Origin of the sequence: Brachybacterium sp. AOP25-B2-12 (assembly GCF_052378625.1) — a bacterium.
GTDB lineage: Bacteria > Actinomycetota > Actinomycetes > Actinomycetales > Dermabacteraceae > Brachybacterium.
Genome location: NZ_JBQSXW010000013.1, coordinates 82803 through 96327, shown reverse-complemented (window position 1 = coordinate 96327; position 13525 = coordinate 82803). Strand labels below are relative to the sequence as shown.

Genomic DNA, 13525 nt, shown 5'->3' with positions numbered 1-13525 from the left:
GCGAAACGTCGTCAAGACGTTCCCCGGAACCCGCAACACCCCTGCCACGACCGCCGTGGACGACGTCTCGGTCGACATCGAGAAGGGCTCGATCGTCGGCATCATCGGCTACTCCGGTGCCGGCAAGTCGACGCTGGTCCGCCTCCTGAACGGCCTCGAGCTGCCCACGTCCGGGACCGTCGAGGTCCTCGGCCTGAGCGTCGGCACCGCCTCGGAGAGCGCACTGCGTGGTCTCCGTGCCCGCGTCGGCATGATCTTCCAGCAGTTCAACCTGTTCACCTCGCGCACCGTCCGCGCCAACGTCGAGTACCCCCTCAAGGTCGCCGGCTGGCCCAAGGAGAAGCGCGAGGCCCGGGTCGACGAGCTCCTCGAGTTCGTCGGGATCACCGACAAGGCCGGGCAGTACCCGCGCCGGCTCTCCGGGGGCCAGAAGCAGCGGGTCGGGATCGCCCGCGCGATCGCCACCGATCCGGAGATCCTGCTGGCCGACGAGGCCACGAGCGCCCTGGACCCCCAGACCACCGCCGAGGTCCTCGCCCTCCTGCGGCACATCAACCGCAGCCTCGGCATCACCATCGTCGTCATCACCCACCAGATCTCGATCGTCCACGAGCTGTGCGACCAGGTCGTCGTGATGGAGGACGGCAAGGTCGTCGACAGCGGCGACACCTTCCGGGTCTTCGCCCATCCGCGCGCCGAGCTCACCAAGCGTTTCGTCTCCGCGGTCACCCACGGCGTGCCCACCGGCGAGGTCCTGACCGACCTGGCCGCGGGCGGCGGTGACCTCCTGAGCATCGAGATCAACGAGTTCACGAGCGAGGAGGTCGGCGACGTCCTGCACCGGCACCACGCCCGCCACGCCGTCGTCTACGGCGGCGTCACCGAGGTGGTGGGGCGCCAGATCGGGACCCTCACCTACCGGGTGCACGCCGACCCCGAGACGCTCGCGCAGATCGTCGCCGAAATCGGAGCCCGCACCGAGGTTCAGCACCTCTCCGGATCCCCCGACCCGACCGCACGCAAGGCCGCGGCACCGAGCGCGCCCGCCGACCCCGACCGCATCTCCTTGCAGAAGGACGCCTCATGAACCAGTGGGAGACCCTGACGCCGGTGCTGCTGCGGTCGGTGGGCGAGACCGTCTACATGGTGGCCATCGCCCTGTCCATCTCGGGGGTGGTCGGGCTCGCGATCGGTGCGCTGCTGTACGCGACCCGCCCCGGGAACCTCTTCGCCAACGCCCCGACCTTCTTCACCGCGAACTTCATCATCAACATCGTCCGCCCGATCCCGTTCATCATCTTCCTGACAGCCGTCGCCCCCGTGACGCGGGCGATCGCCGGGACGACGCTGGGCACCGGGGCGGCGATCGTCCCGATCACGATCATGGCGGCCGTGGTGATCGGTCGCGTGGTCGAGCAGAACCTGGTGGCCGTGGATCCCGGCGTGGTCGAGGCCGCGCGGGCCAGCGGCGCCCGCCGGATCAGCGTGCTGTTCACCGTGGTGATCCCCGAGGCCCTGGCCCCTCTGATCCTGGGCTACACCTTCATGTTCATCGCCGTGGTCGACATGTCCGCGATGGCCGGGTACATCGGCGGCGGCGGCCTGGGCAACTTCGCCATCCTCTACGGCTACCAGCAGTTCAACCCGCAGGCCACGTGGGTGACCGTCGCGATCATCATCGTGATCGTCCAGGCCGGACAGCTCCTGGGCAACTGGCTCGCGGGCCGGATCCTGCGCCGCTGACCCGTCGTCCGCACACTTTCCCCCCCCCGGACACCTCCCGACGAAAGGACACCGCCATGAGCGTCGAGTTCCTCGGCATGGGCGCCCCCAACGACCAGACCGACCTGCACCCCCGCACCACGGAGGTGTTCGACCGCGAGCACCTGCGCCGGGTGGTGCGGGCCCACGAGGACGCCGGGTTCGAGCACGTGCTGTTCGCCTACGGCTCGGAATCCCCGGACCCGATCACGGCGGCGACCTTCGCGGCCGACCACACCTCGAGCATCCGGCTGCGGCTCGCGCACCGCCCCAACACGTCGTACCCGACGGTGGCGGCCAAGCAGTTCCTGACCCTCGACCACATCAGCGACGGCCGCCTGACCGTCCACCTCATCACCGGCGGCGCCCAGGCCGAGCAGGCCCGCGAGGGCGACCACCTCAGCAAGGACGAGCGCTACGCCCGCACCCACGAGTACCTGCAGATCCTGCTGCGGGCCTGGGCCGACGACGAGGCGTTCGACCACGCGGGCACCTACTACGCCTTCGAGGGCTACCGCTCGGAGATCCGTCCGCTGCGCGAGGTGCGCCCCACCGTCTCCTTCGCCGGGTCCTCTCCCGCCGCCTGGCGTTCCGGCGCCGCCCTCGGCGACATCTACACGCTGTTCGGCGAGCCGCTGGCCGACACCCGCCGGCAGCAGAAGGACATCCTCGACGAGGCCGCCCGGCAGGGACGCACGAGCCCGCTGCGCTGGCAGATCGCCTTCAGGCCGATCATCGCCCCCACCGATGCCGAGGCGTGGGAGCGCGCCGAGCGGATCCTGTCGGGCCTTCGTGCTCGCGCCGAGCAGCGACAGATCCCCGGCCAGCGGCAACGGCAGGACCAGGCGGGGGCCCCGGAGAACGCCGGCTCCCAGCGGCTGCTGGCCGCGGCCGCGCGCGGGGACGTGCAGGACCGCGCCCTGTGGACGGCGCCCGCGAAGGTGGGCTGGGGCGCCGGGTCCTCGACGGCTCTGGTCGGCTCGTACGAGACCGTGGCCAAGGCGCTGCTGGACTACGTGGACCTGGGCTTCGAGATCTTCGGGGTCCGCGGCTACGAGGACCTCGTCGAGGATGCCCGCGAGTTCGGGGAGAACGTGATCCCGCTGGTCAAGGCCGAGGTGGCCCGGCGGGAGGCCGCAGGATGGACCGGGGGCGCGGATCGCGCCGCCGCGATCGCCGCGGGCCGGCTCTCCCCGACGGACGGCCGGGCCGAGGTCGGCACCTCGGCCTGAGCCCGGCCGGGCGTCAGCGCTCGTCGCCGACGCCGAACCACCGCCGCGCCGAGGCCCGCATCCCCTCGGACAGGTGCGTGTAGGGCTCCGGCGTCCCGCCGCGCTCCGCGACGAGGCGCTCGATACGGTCCCGAACTGCCCAGACGACGGCGGGGTCCGCGCCGTCGGACACGTCGAGCGCGGCGTGGACCTCCCGGATCGGGAGGTCGAGGGCCGCCGCGAGGTCCGCGGGGGTGGTGCCCGCGATCCGCAGATTGGCGGCGAGCTCGCCGCGGGTGGTCGCGCGCTGGGTGTCGTTCAGGGACATGGGTGCTCCTGTGCGGGGGTGGGGCGGCAGAGGCGTCCGCTCCATGGTCGCACCGCCCAGCCGGCCACAGCGCGCATCGGACACGCGCGCGGAGGCCAGAGCCACGGGGTCGCGTCACGGCACCAGCACGAATCTGTCCGGGGAGTCCAGGGAGTCCGCCCACGCCGTCGCCACCCTGGACAAGGGCACCGTGCGCACCGGCAGGTCGTAGCCGCCGCCGGTGATCTCCTCGACGAGGCCCGGCAGCTCGGCCACGATGTCGGAGGCCGGCACGGAGCCCTGGCCGCTGCCGATGATGCGCAGGGTGCTCGCGCGCAGCGCCGCCGACGGGATCGGGGACTCCGGCCCCGCGACGGACCCGATCTCGACCCACGTCAGAAGGCGGTCGTCGTCGGTGCGTGCCGGGATGATCGCGCGCAGCGCCGCCGCGGTGGGCTCGCCCCAGAGGTAGTCCAGGACGATGTCGGCATCGGACCCCGCCTCGGCGAGCAGTCGGGCAGGGGACCCGTCGGTCGCGGCGAGGTCGATGACGAGGTCGGCGCCGAGCTCCGGCAGCTGGGCCAGGCGGCCGGGGTCGCGCCCGGCGCCGGCGACGAAGGAGGCGTCGAGGTGGCGGGCGATCTGCACGGCCAGGCGTCCGGCGCTGCCGGTGGCCCCGAGCATCAGCACGCGGGCCCCCGGGGGCGATGCCCGCGCGGCGGCGCAGCGCCACCCAGGACGACATGGCGGGGTTCATCGCGGCGGCGATCAGTGCTGGATCCGCGGTCTCGGGCAGCACGATGCTGCGCCGCGGGTCGATGGCGACGCGCTCGGCCATGGCGCCGCGGGTCGTGTCGTGCAGGACGAAGTAGCGCAGGTTCCCCTCGGCGTCGCGGCCCACGCCGTCGACCCCGGGGATGAGCGGCAGCTCGTCGCTGCTCGTGTAGTGCGAACCGGCCGCCTGCGAGCGGACCCGGGGATGGATCGCGGAGGCGAGGACGTCGACGACGATCTGCTCGGGGGCGGGCCGGGGGTCGGGGAACTCCTGGCAGCGGGGAGCTTCTCCGAAGGACGTGACGACGGCGGCGTGCATGGCGACTCCTGGTGGTCGAGCGGTGGCCGGCAGCGGTGGCCGACTCCGATATAGTTGGTGCCACGAACCAAACTAGTGGGGGTCACCAACTATGTCAACGATTCCGGGCGCCAACGGGGCGGAGGGGGCTCGCGAAGCGGGCGCCGCACGCAGATCTGGAGCTCCCGAGGACGTGCGCGGCGGGGGCGGCGAGAACGGGACGGAGGTCCCTGAGGGCGAGCACGGTCCCGGCATCCGAACAGACCGCGGCGGTGACGTCGGCGCACGGAAGCCACGTGTCCAGGCGGCTCCTCGCACGGACCACGGATCCGTCTCGCCCTCGACCAGCTCCGACTCCCCCGCACTCCGCGACGCGATCGTGACCCTGTCGTTCGAGGTCATCGGCAGGATCGGCCGGATCGCCGCCGCCCAGGACATGTCCCTGACCCAGGTGCGGATGCTCGGGATCCTCACCGACCGCCGGCTGCGGATGGCCGAGCTCGCCGCGATGCTCGGCACCGACCGTTCGAGCGTGTCCGGGCTCATCGCCCGCGCCGAGCGCCGCGACCTCGTCGTCCGGGAGCCCGCGCCCGAGGACCGACGGGGCTTCACCGTGACGCTCACCGCCGAGGGGCAGCGCTTCGCGGCCATGCTCGCCCACCAGGTCGACGAGGAGCTGGCCCCGTTCCTGGCCTCGCTGGGTCCGGATGATGGCGGGAACCTCACCGGGATGCTGGAACGGATCGTGGCGACCATCCAGAGGTGACGAGGCCGGAGGTGCGTTACGGACCAGGCCACCGGGCAGGTCCGCAGGTCGAGGAGACGTCGTGGCACTCACCGGAGAGAGAGGTGGCGCGGGGTGCGGCGGGGCGGCGGGGCAGGCACCGCATGCGGCCGGCGGGCCGCACGCGGAATGTGCGGGCAACCAGCCGAGGCGGCGGGACGTCCTCACTCGGGAGGACGTCCTCACTCAGGTCGGGCCCGTACACGCCCTATCTGAGTGAGGACGTCCCGCCACTCCGACCCGGCCCGCCTATCACCCGGCACCACCGGCGGCACCCGTGCCATGCCAACCCGGCCATCCCTCACACGAGACCCGCGAGCCTGCGCAGCCACTGCGTGAGCAGCGCCGTCTCCGCGACCCCCAGCACCCCCGGGTGCGCCGCCGCGCGCTCGAGCGTGCGGTGGATGGCCGCGACGTCCGCGCCGTTCACGCCGCCGCGCTCCCCGGCATCGCGCCCTGCTTCGCCGGCACGCACTCCATCCGACGAGGGCCCGGTCCCCGTGATCGCGGCCAGCACCCCCTCGCGCACCGCATCCGAGAGCGCCCGGTCCTCGACCCCCAGGATGATCTGGCGCAGGGTCACGCCGATGTTGGTCGAGAGCACGTGCGCCGCCGCCTGCGCGGAGGGGACCACCAGGCGTCCCTGGCTCTGCGCCTCGTCGGTCAGCTCACGGAGCATCGCGCTGGGACCCTCCTGCGCGGCGGGCACGTGCCCAGGCTGCACGGTCCCGTACATGAGCGTGTAGAAGCCCGGGTTGGCCAGCCCGAACGCGACGTGCGCGTCCCACCCGCGACGCAGGTCCTGGATCGGGTCGCCGCTGGACCCGTGGGACGCCTTCTCCCCCACGTAGAGCTCGAAGCCGCGCTCGACCACGGCGTCGATCAGACCCTGCTTGGAGCCGAAGAAGTGATAGAGCGTCGGCATCTTGACGCCCACCGCGGAGCACACGGCGCGCAGGGAGAAGTCCTCGCCGGGGCTCGCGGCGATGAGATCGGCGGCGGCCGAGAGCAGGCGCTGCCTCGTATCGGTTCCCGGGGTCTCTGTCACCCTGCTACAGTACTCGGCGTATCGTCGCTATGGCGTTACATATCGTCGACATAGAGGAGCATCCATGAGCGAGCACACCCTCACGGGCAAGAACGTCCTGATCGCCGGGGGCGCGAAGAACCTGGGCGGTCTCATCGCCCGCCAGGCCGCCGAGGCCGGCGCGAACGTCGGGATCCACTACAACTCCGCGTCCTCACGCCCCGAGGCCGAGGAGACCCTCGCGGCCGTCGAGTCCGCCGGCACCCGGGGCGTGATCCTGCAGGGGGACCTCACCGTCCCCGCGAACGTCACCCGGCTGTTCGCCGACGCCGAGTCCGCGCTCGGCACCCTCGACGTCGCCGTGAACACCGCGGGCAAGGTGCTGCGCAAGCCCATCGCGGAGACCACCGAGGACGAGTACGACGCGATGTTCGACATCAACGCCAAGGCTGCGTACTTCTTCATCCAGGAGGCCGGCAAGCACCTGGCCGACGGCGGCAAGATCATCACCATCGTCACCTCGCTGCTGGCCGCCTTCACCGACGGCTACTCGACGTACGCGGGCGGCAAGGCCCCCGTCGAGCACTTCACGCGCGCCGCCGCCAAGGAGTTCGCCGGGCGTGGGATCTCCGTGACCGCCGTGGGTCCGGGCCCGATGGACACACCCTTCTTCTATGGTCAGGAGACGCCGGAGCGCGTCGCCTTCCACGCGTCCCAGGCGATGGGCGACCAGCTCACGCAGATCGAGGACGTCGCACCCATCGTCCGCTTCCTCGCCACCGACGGCTGGTGGATCACCGGACAGACCATCTTCGCCAACGGCGGCTACACCACCCGCTGAGAAGGAGCCGATCATGACCCGGCAGAGCATCCCCGAGCCTGTGGCCTCGTTCCTCGAGGCCGTGAGCCGTCACGACGAGCAGGCCGTCCTCGATGCCTTCGGCACCGACGGCGCCGTCGACGACTGGGGCCGCGTCTTCACCGGTCGCGACGCGATCAAGGGGTGGAGCGACACCGAGTTCATCGGCGCCCGCGGCACGCTCACGGTCGACGAGGTCTCGACCGACGGCGGCACCGTCACCGTCGTGGGCGACTGGCGCTCGCAGCACGCCAACGGCCGCTCCCGCTTCGATTTCGAGGTCGACGGGGACCGGATCGCACGGATGACCATCCGGGAGGGGTGAGCGTGCCGGGAATGCCGGTGGCACGCTCGGGCCGCGCGCGGCACGGGGACCCCGACTCCTCCGGGATGCTGCGGAGGCGTGGGGGTCTTCGCATCGACCTTGGAGAAGGCGGGGCCATCGATCCGGCATCCATGGCACGTCGACGCACGGTCAGCTAGACCATCCCGGATCGATGCCTGCCCTCACCCCGCGACGCGGCGGCAATCGCGTTCCGATGACCGCCGCGACGCCGATGAGCCCACCCATCAGCAGCACCGCCCCGCTCACCCCGGAGGCGAGCCTGCTGGTCCACGGCAGCACAGCGGGCACCGTGAAGCTGCCCCGCACCAACGGCTCGAGCACCGCGCCTGCCGGGACGACCAGGGCCGCGACCGCCCCCACCACGTCGCGCCGATGAGCCAGCGCCCCCACGAGCCCGAGCGGCGCACCGCCGAGGAGCGCGGCCGCGAACCACTCCGTGTTCTGGGTCCAGGACAGTCCCGGCACCCACCCGGTGGTCGCGGCCAGCGCGTAGTGCACGGCGAGCGCGAGCAGCGGGGCCACCACCCCGGCGACGGCTGCGACGAGGGAACGCCGGACCAGGAATCCCGCGAGCACGGGCAGGCCGGCCCACACCGTCCCGGCGTTCAGCAGCCGCGACGCGGTCAGCCGTGCGGCCAGGAGCGCATCGGCCTGGCCGGACGACTGGGCCGCGGTGGTGACGTTGACCAGGAACGAGGCGGCGCCGAGGGCGATCGCGATGGCCACGACGACCAGCGCGCGTGGGACGAGGGACGACGAGGAGGGTGATGGGGTCACCCCGGGAACGTAGCCCGGGCACCTCCCCGGACACGTCGGGATCGCCACCTCGCCCCAGGACCGCCACCGGACCTCCACGCGGGCGCGGCATCGTGCCTTGCCGTCGCCGCGACGGGCCCCGCGCCCGGACGACGGGACGTCCTCACTCAGCAAGCCCGTATATGGGCCCAGCTGAACGAGGACGTCTCGTCACTGCCGAGCGACGCGGCCCGGCGCGCACGGTCGGCCCGCCCGATCGACCCGAGGTGGCCCCACGGCGCGACGCGACCGACCCGAAGTGTCCGACCGGCCCGACGCGACCGTTCGGCCCGATCGACCGACCCGCCACACCCACCCGACTCGCCACCCGAGGCTCAGGCGACGACCGTCGCGTGCTTCCCCCGGCGCCGCATCGCGGCGAAGGCCGCGAGCGCGATGCCCAGGACGATCCAGCAGCTCAGCACCAGGATCGGCATCCCTGCGCCGTGCCCGTCGAAGAACGCGGTCGAGCGGATCAGGGTGCCGGCAGAGCCGATCGGCAGGAGCTGGCCGATGAAGCCCCACGGTGCGGGCAACCACTGCCACCCGGTGGCCATGCCCGACAGCGGGTTGCCGACGAACATCATGAGGACCCCGCCGATCCCGAGGCCCGCGAAGCCGAGCAGCGATTCCATCCCGAGGACGAACAGGGAGATCGCGGCGGTGCCCAGCGACAGCGCCAGCGCCGTCGTCACGTAATCGCCGTCCACGGACCCGAAGCCGAACTGGAGGATCGCGACGACGGCGAAGCCGACGACGATCGACGCGACCGCCGATCCGATCACGCGCATCACGGGGCGATGCCTGAAGGTGCGCGAGAGCAGGACGGCCGAGATCATGCCGCCGAAGGCGAGCGGCATGGCGAGGGCGCTGAGGCCGGTGCCGTTCGGGTCGTCCTGGGTCAGGGGGGGCGATGTCCCGGACCGTCACCTGCGCTCCGCTCTGTTGGAGGCCGGCGCCGAGCTGCGTGAGCATCGCGGAGTACGGGGTGCCCGCCCCGCCCGCGGTGACGATCGTGATGGCGCCGTCGGCACCGACGCTGATGCCGCCCACGGCCTCGCGGTCGTGCACGGCGGTCTCGACGGCGGCGAGGTCGTCGTAGCCGGTGGTCGCGAACGCGCCGGGCTCGGCCTTCTCGACGCTCGCCCTGATCTGGTCCGTGGCCTGGGCGGGACCGCTGATCGCCAGCGGCAGGTCTTTCGGCCCGGAGTTGATCGCGGGCGCGAGGAAGGCCAGGACCATCAGCGACACGGCGGCGGCCAGGCCGAGCACGACCGTCACGAGCTTGAGCGCCGCGGGCCGTTCCGTCCTCGGCGCCTCGGGCTGGTGCTGGTCGTCGAGCACCTCGACGTCTGCGGTGGTGGTCATGGGGACTCCTCGTCTCGAACGCCCGCACTGAACGGAGCATCTCGTTCCACTTACAAACGGATCGTAACGTTCCATATATGCTCGGACAAGACGTGGACGACCGATCAGACCGTGGGGGGCATCACGTGAGAGCCGATGCGGCGGCCAACCGTCGCGCCATCATCGGGGCGGCCTGGGCGCTGTTCGCCGAGCGGGGCGACGAGGTGCCGATGCGGGCCGTGGCGCAGGCCGCGGGCGTGGGGATCGCGACGCTGTACCGCCATTTCGCGACCCCCCAGGACCTCCTGGTCGGACTGCTCGACGAGGCGTTCACCCAGGTCACGGCTATCGCTCAGGCGCAGGACGATGTGTGGGAGCTCGATCCGGACCGCGCTTGGACGTCCCTGGTGCGCGACCTTGCGGACCTGCGACCGGGCGCTCTCGCCTACGGTCTGGCGCCGCGCGTGCAGGCGTCGCCCTCGCTGCGCGAGCGGGTCGAGCCGATCCGCGACGAGGCCGTCGCGGCCCTCGGGGCGGCGCTGGGGCACGCCCGTGCCGCGGGCCTGGTGGACCCAGCCGTCACCGTCGAGCGCTTCTTCGCCGGCCTGGCCCTCATCACGCGCCCGTCCCCGACCCCGATGGCCGCGGTCATCCCGGATCAGGTCGGCTGGATGGTGGGGATCTACCTCCGGGGGCTGCGGCCCTGAGCGATATCGGTCGGTGACGGGACGTCCTCGTTCAGCACGGCCCATATACGGGACTGCTGAACGAGGACGTCCCGCCACCCGGCCCGAAGCCCCCCGAACCACGCCCGCGCACCTGCCCCGCCCTCACCGCCCCCGCGCCACCACCCGCTCCACGGCCAGCGCAGCCTGCCGCGCCGCGTGCCCGGCGCCGATCGTGCTCGCCGACGGGCCGTACCCCACCAGCTGCACGCGGTGATCGGCCACCGCGGTCGTCGCACCCTGGACGTTGCCGTCGATGCGCCGCAGGGCGATGCCGCCGCCGGGCGCCCGCAGGTGCAGCGGGGCGAGGTGGCGCAGGGCGGGCCGGAAGCCCGTGGCCCAGAGGATCACGTCGACGGCCTCGAACCGGCCGCTGTCCCACCGCACCCCCTCGGCCTCGATCCGCGAGAACATCGGCAGCCGCCGCTCGTAGATCCCGGTCCGCGCCGCAGCCTGCTCCTGCGGGCGCAGCGCCAGGCCGGTCACGGAGACGACGCTGCGCGGTGCGAGACCGGCGACGACGCGCTCCTCGACCTCGGTGACCGCCCTCAGGCCGTCGAACTCGCCGCCGTTCATCCACACCGGCGGTCGACGGGTGACCCACAGGGTGTCGGTGACGGGGGCGAGCATGCCCAGGAACTGCACGGCCGATGCCCCGCCGCCGACCACCAGCGCGCGCCGCCCCCGCAGGTGCTCGAGGCCCGGGAAGGTCGCCGTGTGGAACTGCTCGCCGCGGAAATCCGCGGCACCCGGCACCGTGGGGATGAAGGGGTGGCTCCAGGTCCCGGTGGCGTTGACCAGCGTGCGGGTGTGCCAGGCGCGCTCGCCCGAGCGCACGACCAGCAGCTCCCCCTCGGACTCGACGCGGTCGACCGGCACGGGCCGCAGCACGGGGACGGCGCGGCGCCGCTCGTAGTCGGCGAAGTAGGCGGGCACGGCCTGATTGGCGCGCTCGTCGCTGCGGGCGGGGGCGCGCTCGCCGGGGAGGTCGGCCACGCCGTGGACGTCGCGCATGGTGAGGTCGTCCCAGCGGTGGCGCCAGGCACCGCCCGGGGCGTCGTCGGCGTCGAGGACCAGGTGCTCGATGCCGCGGCGGGCGAGGTGCGCGGAGGCCGCGAGACCCGCCTGGCCTGCGCCGATGACGATGGCGTCGTGGATCGACCGATGCTCTCGGGCCTCGGAGACATGTCGACGGCCCGGGGCGTCCTCGCTCGCGTCGATGCCACGTCGACCGCCCTGTTCGTCGTCGCCGGCCCCGATGCCACGTTCATCGCCCAGGTCGTCGTCGCCGGCCGCGATGCGATGTCCACCTCCCGGGTCGTCGTCGCCGACTCGCCGCGCATCGACCCTCACGTCCACACCCCGCCCCGGCCCCGGCCCCGCATCCTCGGACCCAGACCCAGACCCAGACCCCAGCCCATCACCCTCAGTCATCAGCCATCGGCCCCGAGCAGCGCCCGCAGCGCGGGCGTGAGCCCGCTGACCTCGACCTCCACCTCGGGTCGTCGGAAGGTCTCCGGGGTCACGAGCACCTTCTGGAGGGTCTTGATCCGTTCGTCCTCGAGCAGCACGCGGGTGCCGTTGAGGACGTAGCCGCTGGTCCGCGAGACGCCGAGCGACCTCTCGTTGCCCAGCACCGCCTCGGACTCCGCGCGCAGCGCCCCGAGGTGGTCGAAGGCCAGCACGAGCATGGCCTGGCGCATGAGGCGCCCCCAGCCGCGCCCGTGGACGGCCTGCGTGAGCCAGGACCCGGAGGTCACGGTGCGGCGCAGCGTGAAGTCCTCGGCAGCGATGTCCTGGGTGCCCACGAGCGCTCCGTCGGCGAACACCCCCAGGGGCAGGCTCCACGAGGTCGGCGAGACACCGGCGCGCTGGCGCCACTGGAACTGCACGGCATTGCGCACGCGCTCCTCGGGCTCGACGGCGTACCAGGGGAAGACGTGGTCGGCACCCTCGTCCTCGAAGACCGGCCGACGCAGCAGCGCCGCGTACTCCCCGAAGTCCTCGTCACGGAGCACCCGCAGGGACAGGGGGCCTGCCGCGATCCGCAGGGTGAACGGCGCGAACAGCTCCTCGAGATCCATCGCGTCAGCCTAGTGCGGCATCGTGCGGGGAACGCATTCCCAGCGCCCGCCCCGATCACTACGCTGACCCCATGTCCCCGCGTGATGCCCTCGGCCGCTCCGTCGACGACGCCCTCGGCGCGGTGCACGCCGCGATGCTCGCGGGCGACGTCGAGGCGCTCGACCTGCTCCTGGCCGACGACCTGGTGTTCACCACACCGGACGGCACGGTCCTGACCAAGGGTGCCGACCTCGATGCCCACCGCACGGGCACCACCGCGTTCTCGCAGGTCCAGGAGCACGAGCGCAACGTCGTCGAGGGCGCGGGCGGCGGCACCGCCCAGTCGGTCTCGGTCGTGGACGTCGAGCTCACCGACCACGGGGTCCCGATCGCCGGGACGCTGCGGTATACACGGGGCTGGGTGCTGCGGGACGGCCGCTGGCAGGTCCGCACCGGATCGGCGGCGCCGACCGATGCCTGAGACCCCGGACATCCCGAACCCGACGGCCACTCCTTCGACATGGGGGAAGGCCACGACCGCCTCCCCCACCACCGAGGGCCCCAGCGCCGGTGGCCCCGCCACCGACGTCCTCCTCTCCGGCTTCGAACCCTTCGGCGGCGCCGCGGCCAACGAGTCCTGGGACGCCGCGAAGACCGCCGCGCGGATCCTCGGCGAGCGCGGGATCACGGCGCGCACCCTGCTGCTGCCCGTCGAGTTCGAGCGCGCGGGCCGCCTGCTCGTCGACGCGATCGAGACCGATCCCCCGCGGCTCGTCCTGGCGTGCGGCCTCGCGGGAGGGCGTTCCCGGATCGGCGTCGAGCGCGTCGCGATCAACGTGCGCGACGCGCGGATCCCCGACAACGCCGGCACCTCCCCGATCGACGTGCCGTGCGTCGAGGGAGCCCCCGCGGGCCGCTTCTCCTCGCTGCCCATCAAGGCGATGGTCGAGGCGGCACGGGCTCTCGGCATCCCGGCCGAGGTGTCGCAGACCGCGGGCACCTACGTCTGCAACGACGTGTTCTACCTGCTCATGGACGCGCTCGCGGCGGCGCCCACTCTCGGGGGCACCCGGGGCGGGTTCGTGCATGTCCCCTCGGCCGCGGTGCTGACCGCCGAGAGCGCCGGCACGGCGATCGCGGCCATGGCCACCGCGGCGCTCGAGGTCACGACGGACCTCGCGGCCACCGGCGGCGCCGAGCACTGACCGCTCAGCACGACCCGGCCGT

17 protein-coding genes are annotated in these 13525 nt (G+C 72.8%); 10 read left to right on the top strand and 7 right to left on the bottom strand.

The window, feature by feature from the left end:
- The 3 genes from ACT3TZ_RS10845 to ACT3TZ_RS10835 form a co-directional block, all read left to right on the top strand.
- Positions 1-1087 (top strand): methionine ABC transporter ATP-binding protein (locus tag ACT3TZ_RS10845; RefSeq protein ID WP_444583432.1); only part of this gene is annotated, 1087 nt, incomplete at its 5' end.
- Complete coding sequence (locus tag ACT3TZ_RS10840; protein ID WP_444583431.1) at positions 1084-1743, top strand: methionine ABC transporter permease; 660 nt, start codon at positions 1084-1086, stop codon at positions 1741-1743. The genes ACT3TZ_RS10845 and ACT3TZ_RS10840, both read left to right, overlap by 4 nt.
- A 56-nt stretch (positions 1744-1799) precedes the next feature.
- The gene (locus ACT3TZ_RS10835; RefSeq protein WP_444583430.1) at positions 1800-2993 is read left to right on the top strand and encodes an LLM class flavin-dependent oxidoreductase; all 1194 of its coding nucleotides are present in this window, start codon (positions 1800-1802) and stop codon (positions 2991-2993) included.
- Positions 2994-3006: 13 nt separating this feature from the next.
- On the opposite strand, the gene ACT3TZ_RS10830 is transcribed toward ACT3TZ_RS10835, so the two are convergent.
- Positions 3007-3300 carry a DUF2316 family protein gene (locus ACT3TZ_RS10830; protein WP_444583429.1) on the bottom strand — a complete coding sequence of 98 codons (294 nt, stop codon included), beginning with the start codon at positions 3298-3300 and terminating at the stop codon, positions 3007-3009.
- 114 nt (positions 3301-3414) lie between these two features.
- Complete coding sequence (locus tag ACT3TZ_RS10825; protein WP_444583436.1) at positions 3415-3963, bottom strand: zinc-binding dehydrogenase; 549 nt, start codon at positions 3961-3963, stop codon at positions 3415-3417.
- 767 nt (positions 3964-4730) lie between these two features.
- On the opposite strand from ACT3TZ_RS10825, the gene ACT3TZ_RS10820 reads away from it, so the two are divergent.
- The gene (locus tag ACT3TZ_RS10820; protein ID WP_444583428.1) at positions 4731-5117 is read left to right on the top strand and encodes a MarR family winged helix-turn-helix transcriptional regulator; all 387 of its coding nucleotides are present in this window, start codon (positions 4731-4733) and stop codon (positions 5115-5117) included.
- Positions 5118-5436: 319 nt separating this feature from the next.
- Here ACT3TZ_RS10820 and ACT3TZ_RS10815 read toward each other — a convergent pair whose 3' ends face one another.
- Positions 5437-6183 carry a TetR/AcrR family transcriptional regulator gene (locus ACT3TZ_RS10815; protein WP_444583427.1) on the bottom strand — a complete coding sequence of 249 codons (747 nt, stop codon included), beginning with the start codon at positions 6181-6183 and terminating at the stop codon, positions 5437-5439.
- A gap of 64 nt (positions 6184-6247) precedes the next feature.
- Between ACT3TZ_RS10815 and ACT3TZ_RS10810 the strand changes: the two genes are divergently transcribed.
- Together ACT3TZ_RS10810 and ACT3TZ_RS10805 are read left to right on the top strand one after the other, a co-directional pair.
- Positions 6248-7003 (top strand): SDR family oxidoreductase, encoded by a 756-nt coding sequence (locus ACT3TZ_RS10810; RefSeq protein WP_444583426.1) that lies wholly within the window; start codon positions 6248-6250, stop codon positions 7001-7003.
- Positions 7004-7016: 13 nt separating this feature from the next.
- On the top strand, positions 7017-7346 hold the full coding sequence (locus tag ACT3TZ_RS10805; protein WP_444583425.1) for a nuclear transport factor 2 family protein: 330 nt from the start codon (positions 7017-7019) through the stop codon (positions 7344-7346).
- A 150-nt stretch (positions 7347-7496) separates the two neighbouring features.
- On the opposite strand, the gene ACT3TZ_RS10800 is transcribed toward ACT3TZ_RS10805, so the two are convergent.
- Positions 7497-8144 carry a hypothetical protein gene (locus tag ACT3TZ_RS10800; RefSeq protein ID WP_444583424.1) on the bottom strand — a complete coding sequence of 216 codons (648 nt, stop codon included), beginning with the start codon at positions 8142-8144 and terminating at the stop codon, positions 7497-7499.
- A gap of 353 nt (positions 8145-8497) precedes the next feature.
- Complete coding sequence (locus ACT3TZ_RS10795) at positions 8498-9001, bottom strand: hypothetical protein (protein ID WP_444583423.1); 504 nt, start codon at positions 8999-9001, stop codon at positions 8498-8500.
- Between ACT3TZ_RS10795 and ACT3TZ_RS10790 the strand changes: the two genes are divergently transcribed.
- Both ACT3TZ_RS10790 and ACT3TZ_RS10785 read left to right on the top strand, forming a co-directional pair.
- Positions 9000-9659 carry a hypothetical protein gene (locus ACT3TZ_RS10790; RefSeq protein WP_444583422.1) on the top strand — a complete coding sequence of 220 codons (660 nt, stop codon included), beginning with the start codon at positions 9000-9002 and terminating at the stop codon, positions 9657-9659. The genes ACT3TZ_RS10795 and ACT3TZ_RS10790 overlap by 2 nt on opposite strands.
- On the top strand, positions 9656-10216 hold the full coding sequence (locus ACT3TZ_RS10785) for a TetR/AcrR family transcriptional regulator (RefSeq protein ID WP_444583421.1): 561 nt from the start codon (positions 9656-9658) through the stop codon (positions 10214-10216). The genes ACT3TZ_RS10790 and ACT3TZ_RS10785 overlap by 4 nt, the downstream gene beginning before the upstream one ends.
- A gap of 123 nt (positions 10217-10339) precedes the next feature.
- Here the strand turns inward: ACT3TZ_RS10785 and ACT3TZ_RS10780 are convergent, their stop codons facing one another.
- Both ACT3TZ_RS10780 and ACT3TZ_RS10775 read right to left on the bottom strand, forming a co-directional pair.
- Complete coding sequence (locus tag ACT3TZ_RS10780) at positions 10340-11392, bottom strand: flavin-containing monooxygenase (protein ID WP_444583435.1); 1053 nt, start codon at positions 11390-11392, stop codon at positions 10340-10342.
- Between the two features lie 275 nt (positions 11393-11667).
- Entirely contained in the window at positions 11668-12318 is a 651-nt protein-coding gene (locus ACT3TZ_RS10775) for a GNAT family N-acetyltransferase (protein ID WP_444583420.1), read from the bottom strand.
- A 71-nt stretch (positions 12319-12389) separates the two neighbouring features.
- Here ACT3TZ_RS10775 and ACT3TZ_RS10770 point away from each other — a divergent pair, with 71 nt between their 5' ends.
- Both ACT3TZ_RS10770 and ACT3TZ_RS10765 read left to right on the top strand, forming a co-directional pair.
- Positions 12390-12779: a nuclear transport factor 2 family protein gene (locus tag ACT3TZ_RS10770; RefSeq protein WP_444583419.1), complete on the top strand. Its 390-nt coding sequence runs from the start codon at positions 12390-12392 to the stop codon at positions 12777-12779.
- Positions 12772-13503 carry a pyroglutamyl-peptidase I family protein gene (locus ACT3TZ_RS10765; protein WP_444583418.1) on the top strand — a complete coding sequence of 244 codons (732 nt, stop codon included), beginning with the start codon at positions 12772-12774 and terminating at the stop codon, positions 13501-13503. Before ACT3TZ_RS10770 ends, ACT3TZ_RS10765 begins: the two co-directional genes overlap by 8 nt.
- The last annotated feature ends 22 nt before the right edge of the window (positions 13504-13525 follow it).